This is a genomic window from Terrabacter sp. FW104-15G4B (assembly GCF_058790095.1).
The window spans coordinates 110,540-123,473 of sequence record NZ_JBYTCI010000011.1 but is presented as its reverse complement, the minus strand read 5'-3'; the positions used below and the strand labels follow the sequence as shown (position 1 = coordinate 123,473).

13 protein-coding genes and 1 tRNA gene are annotated in these 12,934 nt (G+C 69.8%); 6 read left to right on the top strand and 8 right to left on the bottom strand.

The genetic code is table 11. The annotated features are described in order from the left end of the window. The 4 genes from AC3WRT_RS11125 to AC3WRT_RS11110 form a co-directional block, all read right to left on the bottom strand. Positions 1–1,318, bottom strand: a 1,318-nt coding sequence (locus AC3WRT_RS11125) for a hypothetical protein (RefSeq protein ID WP_492721856.1), incomplete at its 3' end; no start/stop codon positions are given. A gap of 105 nt (positions 1,319–1,423) precedes the next feature. Next, complete coding sequence (locus AC3WRT_RS11120) at positions 1,424–2,029, bottom strand: hypothetical protein (RefSeq protein WP_492721854.1); 606 nt, start codon at positions 2,027–2,029, stop codon at positions 1,424–1,426. Positions 2,030–2,057: 28 nt separating this feature from the next. Beyond that, on the bottom strand, positions 2,058–3,206 hold the full coding sequence (locus AC3WRT_RS11115; protein ID WP_492721852.1) for a zinc-dependent alcohol dehydrogenase: 1,149 nt from the start codon (positions 3,204–3,206) through the stop codon (positions 2,058–2,060). A gap of 106 nt (positions 3,207–3,312) precedes the next feature. Further along, positions 3,313–5,127, bottom strand: a complete 1,815-nt coding sequence (locus AC3WRT_RS11110; RefSeq protein ID WP_492721850.1) for a glycoside hydrolase family 2 protein — start codon at positions 5,125–5,127, stop codon at positions 3,313–3,315. 218 nt (positions 5,128–5,345) lie between these two features. Between AC3WRT_RS11110 and AC3WRT_RS11105 the strand changes: the two genes are divergently transcribed. Beyond that, positions 5,346–5,717 (top strand): hypothetical protein, encoded by a 372-nt coding sequence (locus AC3WRT_RS11105; RefSeq protein ID WP_492721848.1) that lies wholly within the window; start codon positions 5,346–5,348, stop codon positions 5,715–5,717. A gap of 43 nt (positions 5,718–5,760) precedes the next feature. Here AC3WRT_RS11105 and AC3WRT_RS11100 read toward each other — a convergent pair whose 3' ends face one another. Both AC3WRT_RS11100 and AC3WRT_RS11095 read right to left on the bottom strand, forming a co-directional pair. Beyond that, positions 5,761–6,144, bottom strand: coding sequence for a hypothetical protein (locus AC3WRT_RS11100; protein ID WP_492721846.1), 384 nt, complete (start codon positions 6,142–6,144; stop codon positions 5,761–5,763). Positions 6,145–6,210: 66 nt separating this feature from the next. Then, positions 6,211–6,286 (bottom strand) — tRNA-Arg (locus AC3WRT_RS11095). 237 nt (positions 6,287–6,523) lie between these two features. Between AC3WRT_RS11095 and AC3WRT_RS11090 the strand changes: the two genes are divergently transcribed. From AC3WRT_RS11090 to AC3WRT_RS11070, 5 genes are all read left to right on the top strand, one after another. Beyond that, the gene (locus tag AC3WRT_RS11090; protein ID WP_492721844.1) at positions 6,524–6,748 is read left to right on the top strand and encodes a hypothetical protein; all 225 of its coding nucleotides are present in this window, start codon (positions 6,524–6,526) and stop codon (positions 6,746–6,748) included. Further along, positions 6,745–7,221 carry a hypothetical protein gene (locus AC3WRT_RS11085; RefSeq protein ID WP_492721843.1) on the top strand — a complete coding sequence of 159 codons (477 nt, stop codon included), beginning with the start codon at positions 6,745–6,747 and terminating at the stop codon, positions 7,219–7,221. Before AC3WRT_RS11090 ends, AC3WRT_RS11085 begins: the two co-directional genes overlap by 4 nt. A gap of 235 nt (positions 7,222–7,456) precedes the next feature. Further along, entirely contained in the window at positions 7,457–8,380 is a 924-nt protein-coding gene (locus AC3WRT_RS11080; protein ID WP_492721841.1) for a vWA domain-containing protein, read from the top strand. Continuing rightward, positions 8,377–9,717, top strand: a complete 1,341-nt coding sequence (locus tag AC3WRT_RS11075; protein ID WP_492721839.1) for a protein phosphatase 2C domain-containing protein — start codon at positions 8,377–8,379, stop codon at positions 9,715–9,717. The genes AC3WRT_RS11080 and AC3WRT_RS11075 overlap by 4 nt, the downstream gene beginning before the upstream one ends. 32 nt (positions 9,718–9,749) lie before the next feature. Continuing rightward, complete coding sequence (locus AC3WRT_RS11070; protein WP_492721838.1) at positions 9,750–10,943, top strand: protein kinase domain-containing protein; 1,194 nt, start codon at positions 9,750–9,752, stop codon at positions 10,941–10,943. Here AC3WRT_RS11070 and AC3WRT_RS11065 read toward each other — a convergent pair. Both AC3WRT_RS11065 and AC3WRT_RS11060 read right to left on the bottom strand, forming a co-directional pair. Further along, positions 10,859–11,821: an STAS domain-containing protein gene (locus tag AC3WRT_RS11065; protein ID WP_492721837.1), complete on the bottom strand. Its 963-nt coding sequence runs from the start codon at positions 11,819–11,821 to the stop codon at positions 10,859–10,861. The two genes, AC3WRT_RS11070 and AC3WRT_RS11065, sit on opposite strands and share 85 nt — an antisense overlap. 183 nt (positions 11,822–12,004) lie before the next feature. Next, on the bottom strand, positions 12,005–12,715 hold the full coding sequence (locus tag AC3WRT_RS11060; RefSeq protein ID WP_492721835.1) for an ANTAR domain-containing response regulator: 711 nt from the start codon (positions 12,713–12,715) through the stop codon (positions 12,005–12,007). Positions 12,716–12,934 lie beyond the last annotated feature (219 nt).

Below are 12,934 nucleotides of genomic sequence, written 5' to 3'. Positions count from 1 at the left end.
GGACGGGAATGGCGCCGGGGGTCTCGCTGGCGGGCGGGTCCTGCCAGGGCCAGTCGCCGAGCTGGTCGAGGTAGCCGGCCAGCTGGGCGTCGCACGGCGGCTGGAAGCGATATGCCGGCAGCTCGCTGGAGCGCGCACCGCCGACGGCGGCCTCCCAGACGGTGGTGAAGCCGGTGCGCGCCCGCTCGCCGTCCGGCAGCAGGCTCCGGACGCCCACCGGGTCGATGCGCCCCGCGGGTCGCGCCAGCATCGAGTCCCAGTCGCACGAGTCGACGGAGGGGAACCAGCAGAACCCCTCGAGCGGGACGCCGCGGGCGACGGCCAGCTCGTACTGCTCGAGCATGTAGCGCAGCCAGGTGGCGCGGTCGGACGGGAGCCCGCGCAGGTTCGTCTCGGACAGCATGAGCGGCAGGTCGTAGCGCTGGGCGTAGTGCTCTGCGACGGCGGCGAACCCGATCGGATGCGGGGACGGCGCCCGGCCGCCGTGCTCGTCGTACCACCACTCCGAGTGGCAGTAGTAGTCCAGCCCGAGGACGTCGACCGAGACGGGGTCGAGGTGCAGCAGCGGCTCGCCGCCCGCCCGGACGACGGCGTCGACGATCGGCCGTGCCGGGTCGAGGTGCTGACCGAGCGCGAGGTCGAGCATGAGGTGACGCCGGTCGTTGGCGCCGCCGGCGAAGTCTGCCGAGGGCCCCGGGGCGCCGGCGTGGTGCTCGCACGTGTCGACCCAGACGTGCCGGGCCTGCGGGAGCAGCTCGGTGAAGCAGGCGGAGGCGGCGCTCACGGCGGGAAGCACGTTGCCGGCCAGTCGGACGAGGCCGTCCATGCCGTTGTCGTACGGCGGCCAGAGCGCCTGGTGGCCGGCCATGAAGCATGTCGCGAAGGGCTCGTTGAAGAGGGTGTAGGACCGCAACCAGGGATAGCGGCGGGCGACTGCTTCGGCGAAGGCAAGGTAGGCCGACGGGAAGCGCGGGTCACGGAAGCCGTCGACGAGCCACCTGGGGTAGCTGGTGTGGTGCACGAGGTCGACGATGGGGTCCGCTCCCGCGTCGTGGAGGTGCCCGAGGATCGCATCGGTTTCGGCCCACTCGTAGGTCCCGGGCTCGGACTCGATGCGGTGCCAGCGGAGCGGGTAGCGGAAGGACCGGACCCCGGCCCGCAGGTCGTCGTCCAGGTCGTCGCGCCACCGGGTGGCGTGCTGCGAGGTCTCGGCCACGTCGATCCCGTGACCGGGCAGGAACGTGCTCTCGAAGGCCCCGATGAAGGGCACGCGTGCCGGCTCGTCGGAGAAACCGGGCGCAGCAGAGCGACGTTCCATGTGAGTTGGTCCTCTCGGGGCCGGCCCCTGGACGGGCAGTCCCTCCCCGGCGACGGGGGTGGGCGATTCGCGGCTGCAGGTTTAACCGAGTGACTCCCCCCGGGCTTACCCTCGGCCGACTGCACCAAACCGGGCCCGAAGGTCGGCGGAGCGGGCCGTCGCGCGCCGGATCACCCGGTAGGCCAGCACGCCGCCCAGCAGCCACGGCCCCGCCACGACGATTGGGTCGAGGGCCTGGTGCGCCCGGTCCGCCCGGTCGCCCTTGCGGGAGGCGATGCCGTGGCGGCGCAGCTCGCTGAGGACCCCGGTCTCGGTGATCGGGTTGTCCGGACGCAGCGACGCGAAGGACCGCAGGTGGCTCTCCCAGGCGTCGACCCGGTCCGCGCCGATGAGGAGCAGCCAGTGGGCGGCCCGGCCCTCGCTGTAGCGGGCGTACGCGTACTTGCGAATGGCCCCGGAGATTCCGTGCAGTGGGGCGGAAGTGCCGAAAACCGGTGTCAGGAAAGCGTGTTCGATGGAGCGTTCGCGCGGCTGCTTCTCCTCCTGCCGCTCGGGGAAGTCCCAGTGCGCACCGCTCGCGCCGGGGTCGAACCGCTCACGGGGGAAGGCTGGGCGGTCCTTCGGGTCGAGGTCGGCTCCCCAACCCGGTATGCGTTCGCGCAGCTGGTCGCTCGACTCGGCGAGGGCCGGCTTCTCGGCTCGGTAGGCCATGGCGTGCCGCCTTCCTGTGAGCGGCCCGTCAGGCGGCGCTCGGGACGATGATCGGCTTGATGCACCCGTCGAGCTTCGCGGAGAAGACGTGGTAGCCCTCGGCGATGTGCTCGAGCGGGATGCGGTGGGTGATGATGTCGCTCGGCTTCAGGTAGCCGTTGCGGATGTGCTCGAAGAGCCGCGGCCACTGCCGCTTGACCGGGCACTGGTTCATGCGCAGCGTCAGGCCCTTGTTGAGGGCGTCGCCGAACTTGACGGCGCTGAAGATCGGCCCGTAGGCGCCCATCACCGAGATGGTGCCGCCCTTGCGGGCGGAGTCGATGGCCCAGTTCAGGGCGATGGGGGAGCCGCCCTGCAGCTTCAGGGTCACCCCGGTGACGTGCTGCAGCAGGTTGCCGTCCGCCTCGGCCCCGACGGCGTCGATGACCACGTCCGCACCGAGGTGCTCGGTGAGCTTCTTGAGGTGCACGACGATGTCGTCGTAGTGGGTGAAGTTGTACGTCTCCGCGTGCGCGAAGCTCTGCGCCTTCTCGAGCCGGTAGTCGAGGTGGTCGATGACGATGACCCGGCCGGCGCCCATCAGCCAGGCGGACTTGGCAGCGAAGAGGCCGACGGGGCCGGCGCCGAACACCACGACGACATCGCCCTCGACGAGGTCGCCGAGCTGCGCACCGAAGTAGCCGGTCGCGAGGGCATCGGTGAGCAGGACCGCGTCGTCCTCGTCCATCCAGTCGGGGATGATGCTCGGCCCGACATCGGCGAAGGGGACGCGGACGTACTCGGCCTGGCCGCCGTCGTAGCCCCCGGTCGTGTGCGAGTAGCCGTAGATCCCGCCGACCGCCGTCGCGTTCGGGTTGACGTTGTGGCAGTTGGAGTAGAGGCCGCGGGCGCAGAAGAAGCAGGAGCCGCAGTAGACGTTAAAGGGCACCATGACGCGGTCGCCGGGCACGAGGTTCTGCACGGATGAGCCGACCTGCTCGACGACGCCGATGAACTCGTGCCCGAAGGTCGTCCCGACCCTCGTATCGGGCATCAGGCCGTGGTACAGGTGCAGGTCCGACCCGCAGATCGCAGCCCTTGTGACGCGCACGATCGCGTCATTGGGGTGTTCGATCGGCGGTACGTCCTTCTCCTCCACTCGGACCTTGTACGGTCCGCGATACACCATCGCTCGCATTCACGCCTCCGTCACCGCAGCGGGTTGGTCACCCTCCTACCCGGGAACGGCGCGGGCAATCGGAGGGTCGACGACGCATACGCCATCGGTGTCAGTGGCAGTGCGCTCAGTCGACGGGGGGCTCGGGAAGGTAGTCGCCGTAGGCGAACTCGCTGACTGCGTCGCCGGCCACGGCCGCGGCCACGCGGGTCGTGACGGCCCGGACGCGCTCGATGGCCACCTTGGGCTCCCGCGCTGAAGTGAGCAGGCCGTTGCGCTCCTGCTGGGTGTCGGTCAGCTGCGTCCAGCAGAAGCCGAACACGACGGGGCTCGCGAGAAGGGCGCAGACGAGGTCCTCGTAGCCCTCCAGCAGCTGGTCGGGGGAGCGCACGGCGCCGTAGCCCTTCCAACCCTCCCGGTCATCGAGGTCGAGGGAGATGCCGCCGAACTCGCTGAGCACGACGGGCGCCTCGTTGCGTCCGGTGCCCGGCAGCAGGATGGTGCGGTAGGAGGGCTGGGTATGCTCCAGCGTCTCCGCGAGGGCGGCTCGGGAGCCGTAGCGCTCGCGCAGAACCTCGCCCTTGGACGTGTAGTCGTGGACCGTCAGCACGTCGGTGACCGGCTGTTCCCACCCGTCGTTGCCGATGACGACGCGCTCCGGGTCGAGGGCCTTCGTCAGGTGGTAGAGCGCGCGGACGAAGTCCTGCTGCTCCGCGGACCTCTCCAGGGCCGGGACCCCCCAGCTCTCGTTGACCGGCACCCACGCGATGACGCACGGGTGGCTGGCGTCGCGCTCCAGCACCTCCATCCACTCGCGGGTGACGCGCCCGATCGTCTGGCTGGAGAACTCGTACGCCGCGGGCATCTCGGCCCAGACGAGCAGGCCCAGGCGGTCGCACCACTCCAGGAAGCGCGGGTCCTCCACCTTCTGGTGCAGACGCACGCCGTTGAAGCCGAGCTCCTTGATGAGCTCGACCTCACGGCGCAGGGCCTCGCCGTCGGGCGCGGCCAGATGCGACTCGGGCCAGAAGTTCTGGGCGAGCACGAGCCGCAGGTAATAGGGCCGGCCGTTGAGCAGCAGCCGGTCGCGTGAGGCGGCGAAGCTCCGGAGAGCGGTGTAGCTGCCGACCTCGTCGATGACCTCCCCGTCCTCGAGGAGGGTCACGGTGGCGTCGATCAGGTTGGGATTCTCGGGGGTCCACAGCAGGTCGGAGTGGCCGATGCTCATATCGCTCTCAGCGATCGAGATGCGGCGCTGGGTCTCCGTCGCCTGCACGGCATACGTGTCGTCGGCGAGGAGGCGGCCCGCCTGGCGAAGCACCACCCGCAGCTTGAGGTGGCGCTTGTGGGGGTGGTCGCTGCGCAGGCGGACGGTGAGGTCGAGGCCACGGTGGTCGACGTCGGGCGTCCAGTTCAGGTGCCGGATCCTCGTGTCGGGCACGTCCTCCAGCCACACCGGCTGCCAGATGCCGGACGTGCGGTCGTACCAGATGGCGTGCGGCTCGCGCTGCCAGTCCTGCTTGCCGCGCGGCTGGCGCAGGTCGAACGGCGCGTCCTCGGCGCGCACGACGACCACCTGCTCACCCGAGTCCCTGAGCACCGAGGTGATGTCCGTCGTGAAGGGCGCGTGACCGCCCTCGTGGTAGGCGACGGCCTGCCCATTGACCCAGACGTGCGCGCGGTAGTCGACCGCCCCGAAGTGCAGGAGCACGCGCCGGCCCGGCCGCGCCGGAGCGACGGTCACCGTCCGGCGGTACCAGACAACCTGGTGGAAGCCGGTGTCGCCGATGCCGCTCGCCGGGGACTCGAACGGGAACGGCACCTGGATGGTGCGGTCGAAGACGTCCTCGCGACGCTGCCAGTGCTCACCCATGCCCACCGAGGCGTCATCGAAGGCGAATCCCCAGGGGCCGGTGAGGTCCACCCAGTCGGGCCTGGTCATCTGGGGACGGAAGTGGCGACCTGGTTCGAGGGGTGTCGACTCCGAGGACTGGGGGGCGGCAGGAGATGCGTGCGGTGCCGGGGGTGCGTCGGTCGAGGACTCCATCCGTCAAGCATGGAGCATCTCGGCAGGGTGCCGCATCCGCGCGCCTGAGGCGTCCGCCGCTCTCTGTTAGTCGGCAGCGCTCGCCGGGCATGTCTTAGGAGGAGGCGACAACGATGAAGATTCTGCGCTGGCTCGCTGCAGGACTGGTCTGGATACTCGCTGGAGTCGTGGGGCTGCTGGGCGCCGTCCTCTGCATCACGATCATCCTGCTGCCGCTGGGGATTCCCGTCCTGATGCTGGCCCGTCGGCTGTTCGACCTGGGCGCCCTGCTCGTGCTGCCCCGGGCTGCCCGGCATCCGATCGAGGAGGCAGGCGAGGCGCTCAAGCGAGGGACCAAGGACGTGAGGAAGTCCGTCAAGGCCTCGAAGAAGGACACGAAGCGCAAGGCGGGGGCCGTGAAAGAGGCAGTGCCAGCGCCGGCCGAGGTGCTACCGGGCACGTCGCGTCGGTCCTGGCTCGACAGGCTGTTGCGCCGCGGTCGGTGAGTGGCTTCTCGGGTGTGAAGCTGTCGGTGCCCGCCCTTCGACCTCACCCGTTGAAGTAGGAGTAACCGCCGGACGTCGCGACCCGAGTCGAGCTGTCGAAGCCGACGCGGATCCGGCTGCTGTCGGGCCAGCCACGTGTTGAGAACTCCGCGCGCACTGCGTCACGCAGTTCGTTCAGCCATCCGTGCAGGCCGCTCCGCAGTCGGTTTTGCACGCCGGCCAGCTGTCCGGGCACGGGGAAGTACCACTCGGGCAGCTGGTCGTCGGGCAAGCCTGAGAGGAGGATCCAGACGACCAGGTGCTCGGTTTCGAGGTCGACGGCGCCGTACGAGAACACAGCGTCGACCCGGACGGAGTCACGAGTCGAGCCCTTGAGCAGCGAGGCTGCGGCCTCGACCGCCGAGTCGGCAACTTCCTTGGCACCCATGCGTCGGACTGTAGCCCTCTCGCAGAGGAGGGATGTGGCCCAGCGGGAGCGTCATGGCGGTCGTGGTGGTGCCCCCGGCAAGATTCGAACTTGCGACACCCGCTTTAGGAGAGCGGTGCTCTATCCCCTGAGCTACGAGGGCGGGGCATGGCTGGAACCCTCGATGTAGAGCCCGCTGCAACGAACGCTGTAACTCTCGCTGTAACGACGGCCTACGAGCCCGCCAACGGACACAGGCTACTGGACCCGCACGGCGGTCCCGTGCATGGCTGCCAGCGGCGCCCGGACGCGCACTATCTGCGGCATGACCGGGCGAGCGTAGCCGCCCTCAACGCGGCATGTGCGTGCTTGCGAACGGGGGGCAGGGGACACTCGGGTCGTGGGCATCCAGGGACCGGGGCAGTACCGACTGATGGGCCGTCGCGTGTGGACGGGAGCCGCGGGAGGCCTCGGCGTGAGCGCAACCCTGCTCGGGGCGCGCACCTTCGGGGCGCCGGCACCCACGGCGACCACCCTGTCCTACGCTGCGCCACGCCAAGGACGCCCGTCCGGACAGTCCCGGGCCGGGACGGGTGCCTGGCTCAACACCATGCGGGAGGCATGATGCGAGCCCTCGGCAGGCGGGTCGCGGCGACGGTGGCGGTCGCGGGCGTCATCACAGTGGGGTTGGCCGGGTGCTCGACGGAGGCAGCCGACCAGAGGGTCATCGACCGGCTCTCCCGGCTGGACGTGATGACGGTGCCGTCAGGGGCGACCGAGCTGTCGCGCACCGCGTCGAAGGGCGGCGGCAACAGCGTGATCCGCAACGCCTCGTCGGTCACCCTCGTGTACGCCACGACTCAAACTCCTGTCGAGGTCGGGAAGCACATCCACGCACGCTTCGACCCGACATGGCATTTCAACGACAATGCGGCCGTCGCTCTCGGCGGTTGGCGAGCAAGTGGTAGCCCGGACCTGGACGCTGACCCGGGCACGGTCGCCGACGTGCTGGCACGCCGCGCCACGTCTGCGGACAGGGCGCCGGCCGGCAGCCAGTCCGTGGTGACGGTGTCCGTGTCGGCCACCCGGCCGGCCTGAGCCAAGTTCGGAGCCGCCCGCAGCGCGGCAGAAGCGGACGTTGGCCGGGGGGCGCGCGTCCTATGACTGTTGCGACGATTCCGGTCTGCGGCTAGCCCTTCCCACGGAGCGCTTCGCCGAGGATGTGGCCGGCTCGTCGTCCCTCTTGGGGAGGGGGTTGGGCGGGGTTGGCCGCGGGTAGGAGAAACGCGTCCGCCTGTCGGTGGACACCCCAGACACCGGTTGGAGCACACGTATGTCCGAGAACCCAGCGACCCCTCCGCACACCGACGCGTCCGACGCGACTGACGCCGTGGGCGCGGACACGGCTCCGGGCACCGAAGAAGCCGTGGCCCCTCTCGGCGCCGCGGGGGCGCCAGGGGATGCGAGCGCGACCGACGTGTCCGCGACCTCGGCGCCCGTCGAGGAGCCGGCCGCCCCGGCCGCGAGCCCGACAGGAGGCGGTGATGGTCACGGGCAGTCAAGCCTCGCCGCTCCCGCTGCGCCAGTGCGCGGTCTGAGCTATGCCGTCGACATCGTGTTCTGCGTCGATGTGACCGGCAGCATGACACCGATCCTTGACGCTGTGAAAGCCAACGCTCTGCGCTTCTACGGGGACGTGCAGGAGAACCTCGTCAACAAGGGCAAGAACGTCGACGAACTGCGGGTGCGCCTCGTGGCCTTCCGAGACTTCGCAGCGGACGGCGACGCCGCCATGCAGGAGTCGCCGTTCTTCACGCTGCCTGCCGACCAGGGCGACTTCAGCGCCTTCGTCAATGGGCTGGTGGCCGAGGGTGGCGGTGACGCCCCGGAGTCAGGCCTGGAGGCCGTCTCACTCGCCATGACCTCGCCCTGGACGACCCGAGGTGACCGGCGACGCCAGGTCATCGTCGTCTGGACCGACCAGCCAGCACATCCGCTCAACTCCGCGTCGCTGCCAGAGACCTACCGTGCCCGCGTGCCCGCTGACTTCAGCGCCCTCACCGACATGTGGGAGGACGCTCAAGGCGCGCTTGGCTCCAGCAGCAAGCGGCTCATCCTGTTCGCCCCCGACGGGCCCGGTTGGAGCGACATCTCCTCGGTCTGGGAGAACGTCGTTCACCACCCGTCCCAAGCCGGCGGCGGCCTTTCAGACGTCGACTACGGCACGATCATCGACTCGATCGGGAACTCCGTGTGAACGAGGGGAAAGACCCAGACGTCGGCTTCAGCAGGGCGGAGGCGCTGGTGGAGGGCGACGAACCGCGGTCGTCGACCGGCACGGATGCCGCCTCCACTTCCCCGAAGGAGCCGGCTGACGAGCCAGGGGCGGCAGCAGAGGTCGCTGCTGTCTTGCAGCAGCCGGCGGATGGTGAAGCACCCGAGGAGAACTCGGGCGTCAACGCCGAGGGCGTCGATCCGGTGGAGTCGAGGCAGTCGCGGTCCTTCGCCGAGGCATGGGACCCCGAACAGGAGGATGAGGAGTCGACAACGGTGACCCGCTCGCCCGCCGGACCTCGCGTCGCGTTGGGGTTCAACCTCGCCAAAATTCCTGACCGCGGGGAGGACTCCGACCCCATCGTCCGGCACGGCCGGCACCTTGGCCTCGTGGCCGTATTCGACGGCATGGGCGGTGCCGGTGGCACCCTCTACGAGACCCCGGACGGGCCCCGCACCGGTGCATACCTGGCCTCCCGGGTCGCCCGGGACGTGGTCGAGCCGCGGATGCTGCGGCTGCTCGACCCGGAGTGGAACCTCGACGGACCCGCCACAGCGCGCGAGCTGCAGCGGTCGGTGAGGCAGGCACTGGTCGACACGCTTCGCGAGCTGAAGGCCCCCGCCAGCGGGCTGCGGTCGCGGCTGATCCGAGCCCTGCCGACGACCATGGCGATGATCGCCTTGCAGCGTCGCGACTCCGACCCCGACCGCTGGACCGGACACCTGCTCTGGAGCGGCGACTCGCGCGTCTACGTCCTCGACCCCATGACAGGGGCCCACCAGGTGACCACCGACGACATCCGCGATGCCGGTGACGCGATGGTCAACCTGCGCCAGGACTCGGTGGTGAGCAACGCGATGTCCGCGGACACCGACTTCGTGGTGCGGTACCGGGAGATCGAGGTCGAGCCTCCGTTCGTTGTGATCGCCGCCACTGACGGCTGCTTCGGCTACCTGCCCAGTCCCATGCATTTCGAGCACCTCGTCCTGGCAGCGCTGCGTGACTCGGACGACGCCGACGGCTGGTCCGCGGCGATGCAGTCGGCCGTCAGCGCGGTCACCGGCGACGACGCCGCCATGGGGCTGCTCGCGGTGGGCGCCGACCACGACGACCTGCAGCAGCTGTTCGCGGCGCGGACCATCGAACTGGAGCGTCGGTGGATCGGGCCCCTCGACGACCTCCGGACCGAGGTGCTTCGCGCTGAGCAGGCGCTGCAGCAGGCGCGTCATCGGCAGACGACCGACCTGGCCCGGCTCTGGGGCGAGTACAAGCCCGAGTACGAACGCTTTCTCGGCGCACCAGACGGGGGAGAGGTGTGATGGCGAATACTGACGTTCTGCGTGCTGGTGACATGTTGCGGGGATACCGGCTCCTCGGGGACTTCCGGGTCGTCGGCGCAGGGCTCAGTGAGTGGACGTTCGCCGAGCAGGGCGGGCGGATCTACTTCGTCAAGCGCTTCCTGAGTCCGACGTATCCAGACGACGCGGCACCCGGCAGCGCGCGGACGAAGGCGAGGAAACGCGAGCGGTGCGCGGCGTTCGAGGCGCACCACCGCGGCATCCAGGTCGCCATGGCGCCGCTGACCTCGTACGGCGGCAACCTCATCGCCACCCTCGACTTCTTCCGCGAGGGTGCGAAGTACTACAAGGTGACCGAGAAGGTGGACCTCGCGGGGCTGACGCCGGGCGACGTGGCTCGACTGAACTTCCCTGCCCAGCTGGTGCTGCTGAAAACTGTGGCCCACAGCCTGAAAATCCTGCACGACCTGAACATCGTGCACAGCGACCTGAAACCCAGCAACGTCCTGATCAAACGCACGGAGCTCGGCTACACCACCAAGCTCATCGACTTCGACAGCTCCTACATCGTCGGCAGCCCGCCACCTCCCGAGGAGATCGTCGGCACGATGACGCACTACTCACCGGAGCTGGTGCGCTACATCCAAGGTGCCGCCAACCCCGACGAGTTGACCGAGGCGTCGGACATCTTCGCCCTGGGACTGATCTACGCGGAGTACCTCACCGGATCTCTGCCGCCGTTCAACCCGGCCTACCCGCAGGCCGCGATCGCCGTGCTGCACGGTGAGCGCCTTCGAGTGGCCACGGACCGCGCGCCCGAGGAGGTCGTCGACCTCGTGGAGCGGATGATGCAGCTCAACCCGGGCACCCGGCCGTCAGTAGCGGAAGTCCACGCCACGCTCATGAGCGTCCGCAGCAGCCGGAGCACCGCAGGCCGCTTCCCGGCGCCACCTCGGCCACCGATCCCGGTGCGGTCAACCCCAGCGGCGCCTGGCGCCCCACGCACCACCACCTCCGCAGCGCCGCCGGCACCGGCCGCGGCACCGGGGCCGGCACCAGCAGCGCCATCCAGCGGCTCCGGGCTTCGCGGCAAGGGACTCGGGATCGCCAGCAAGGGCACAGAACCACCGCGTGAAGTCCCCACCGATCCTCCCGGCGACGCTCACCCCACCTCACCACCGGTGCACCGGGGCTCGGGCCTGCTCGGACGGTTGATCTCCCGCATCGACGAGCGGCGCTCACGATGAGCGCCAGAACACCAGTGTGGCGGTGCGCCGTCTGCGAAACCGTGAACCAGGGGGGTAGCAGCTGCGCGGCATGTGGTGCCGTCATGACCCGCCGCTCGCGCGCAGTGAACGCAGCCCGCGCCAGCATCTCCCCCCTCCCGCCAGCCCCACCTCCGGAGGGGCTTCCCCAGCCGGTCCAGCGGGCCATCAATCGCGAGCCGCTGGACGAGGACGCATGGCCCTACGAGGAGCAGGACCTCCGGATGATCCCGGTGCCGGGCGGCTGCATCATGATCAGAACCCCCCGCGGGGGAGAGCGGGGCGGCTGGTGAACCGCGTCCGTGACTCCGGAGTGGCCGCAGCGCGACTTGGGTTTGCCGGCCCGCCCCCTGGCGGCCTGCAAGATCGGTGGTCGCTGCCAGTGCCGGATCGAGGTCAGGCGGCGAGGTGCCCGGCGAGGCGGTCGTGATGCTCCTGGCTGGGTCGTTGAGGCCGGTGATCGTGACGGCCTTACCTATGGCGGCGTACTTGTGGGTGATGGCGTCGAGGGTGGCGACGGTCGAGGCGTCCCAGATGTGGGAGCGGGACAGGTCGATGACGATGGTGGCTGGGTCGCCGACGTAGTCGAACTGGGTGATGAGGTCGTTGCTGGAGGCGAAGAAGAGCTCGCCCTCGAGGGCGTACAGGCGGGTGTTCTCGTCGGGGTGGGCCACGTCGATCACGTGGGTGAAGTGGGCGACGCGCCGGGCGAACATGACCATGGCCATGAGGACGCCGACGATCACGCGGATGGCGAGGTTGTGGGTGGCGACGACGACCGCGACGGTAGCGAGCGGGACGAGGGCCTCGCTCTTGGGCGGCCTGCGCAGTCCCGGACGTCGCCAGGGTAGAAGGCTCAAGAGGGGTGCCCAAGCTCTAAGCAGAGGAGCGGGCGCGGAAGGCAGTACGCGGCGCAGCGGGCGCGGACCCTGCCAGATCTGCGGCGCACGTAGTTCCAGCGCGCACGGACTGAGCGGGCGATCACCTCGAGCACCAGCGGCAGGGCCGGGTGGGTCCTTGCCACGGTGCCAGGCAGCGAACCGCTACGGCATGCGACCGCGACGCAGGCCGTGGGGCGGTGCGTCCGGCAGGGCGCCGGTCTCGGTGACGGTCTGCGCGATCTCGTGCAGTTTGCGGTTGAGGTGCTGACTGCTCTCGCGCAGCAAATCGAAGGCCTCGTCCTCGCGGATCTTGTAGGCCTGCATGAGAATGCCGATGGCCATGCCGATCTGCCGGTTCGTGCTGAGCGCTCGGGTGAGGTTGGCGGCGCGGTCGGCCCGTTCTGCATGCAGCAGCAGCACGCGGGCGTGGGCGGCGAAGAGGGCGGCGAGCCCGAGGGAGTCCTGGAACGCGTTCGGTTGTCCCGCGTAGGTGTTGACCGCCACCCGCTCGGGGTCATCGGCCAGGCGCAGCGACAGGACGGCGCGCACGGGGGTGCCGGCCAGGGTGGCGGCGGTGAACGCGGGCCAGCGGGTTTCCTCCGCCAGGTCCGGAACGGACACAACGCTGAACTCGGTGGCCGCGTCGATGCACGGTCCCTGGTGGAGCCGGTGCTGCATGTCGTCGACGTCTACGGCCACGCTCGCCGAGCAGGCGAGGCTGCGCGGCCCCTTCCCGGTGGGCCATGAGGTAATGCCTGCCCAGTCGCAGCCGGGTATCGCGAACACGGCGAGCTGGACCAGCCGCTGCAGCGCCGTGGCATGTCTCCCGCCCGCGCGTAGGTACTCGTTCAGCCCGACGAACTCCTGCGCCAACTCGGTTGGCTGCCCGCCTTGACCGTTCGCATCCAGGGGCTCTCCTGGCACCATGGCGCCTACGCCCACCTGTTCTGAGCTTCCTCCGTGCATCAGTCCCCGCCTTGAGCCGCGCAGACGCCCATCCCGCGTTGGAGATCCTTCCGGGTACGCCCACGAGTGCCTGGTTCTACCGTTGTCCTTCCGGTCAAGGATATCCGCGCGGAGACGGTCTGACGG

Bases quoted from the DNA above. Each gene is read 5' to 3' on its own strand.
- AC3WRT_RS11110 (WP_492721850.1), bottom strand. From the start codon at position 5,127: ATGACCAGGCCCGACTGGGTGGACCTCACCGGCCCCTGGGGATTCGCC.
- AC3WRT_RS11085 (WP_492721843.1), top strand. From the start codon at position 6,745: ATGATGCGAGCCCTCGGCAGGCGGGTCGCGGCGACGGTGGCGGTCGCG.
- AC3WRT_RS11120 (WP_492721854.1), bottom strand. From the start codon at position 2,029: ATGGCCTACCGAGCCGAGAAGCCGGCCCTCGCCGAGTCGAGCGACCAG.
- AC3WRT_RS11115 (WP_492721852.1), bottom strand. From the start codon at position 3,206: ATGCGAGCGATGGTGTATCGCGGACCGTACAAGGTCCGAGTGGAGGAG.
- AC3WRT_RS11070 (WP_492721838.1), top strand. From the start codon at position 9,750: ATGTTGCGGGGATACCGGCTCCTCGGGGACTTCCGGGTCGTCGGCGCA.
- AC3WRT_RS11080 (WP_492721841.1), top strand. From the start codon at position 7,457: ATGTCCGAGAACCCAGCGACCCCTCCGCACACCGACGCGTCCGACGCG.
- AC3WRT_RS11100 (WP_492721846.1), bottom strand. From the start codon at position 6,144: ATGGGTGCCAAGGAAGTTGCCGACTCGGCGGTCGAGGCCGCAGCCTCG.
- AC3WRT_RS11105 (WP_492721848.1), top strand. From the start codon at position 5,346: ATGAAGATTCTGCGCTGGCTCGCTGCAGGACTGGTCTGGATACTCGCT.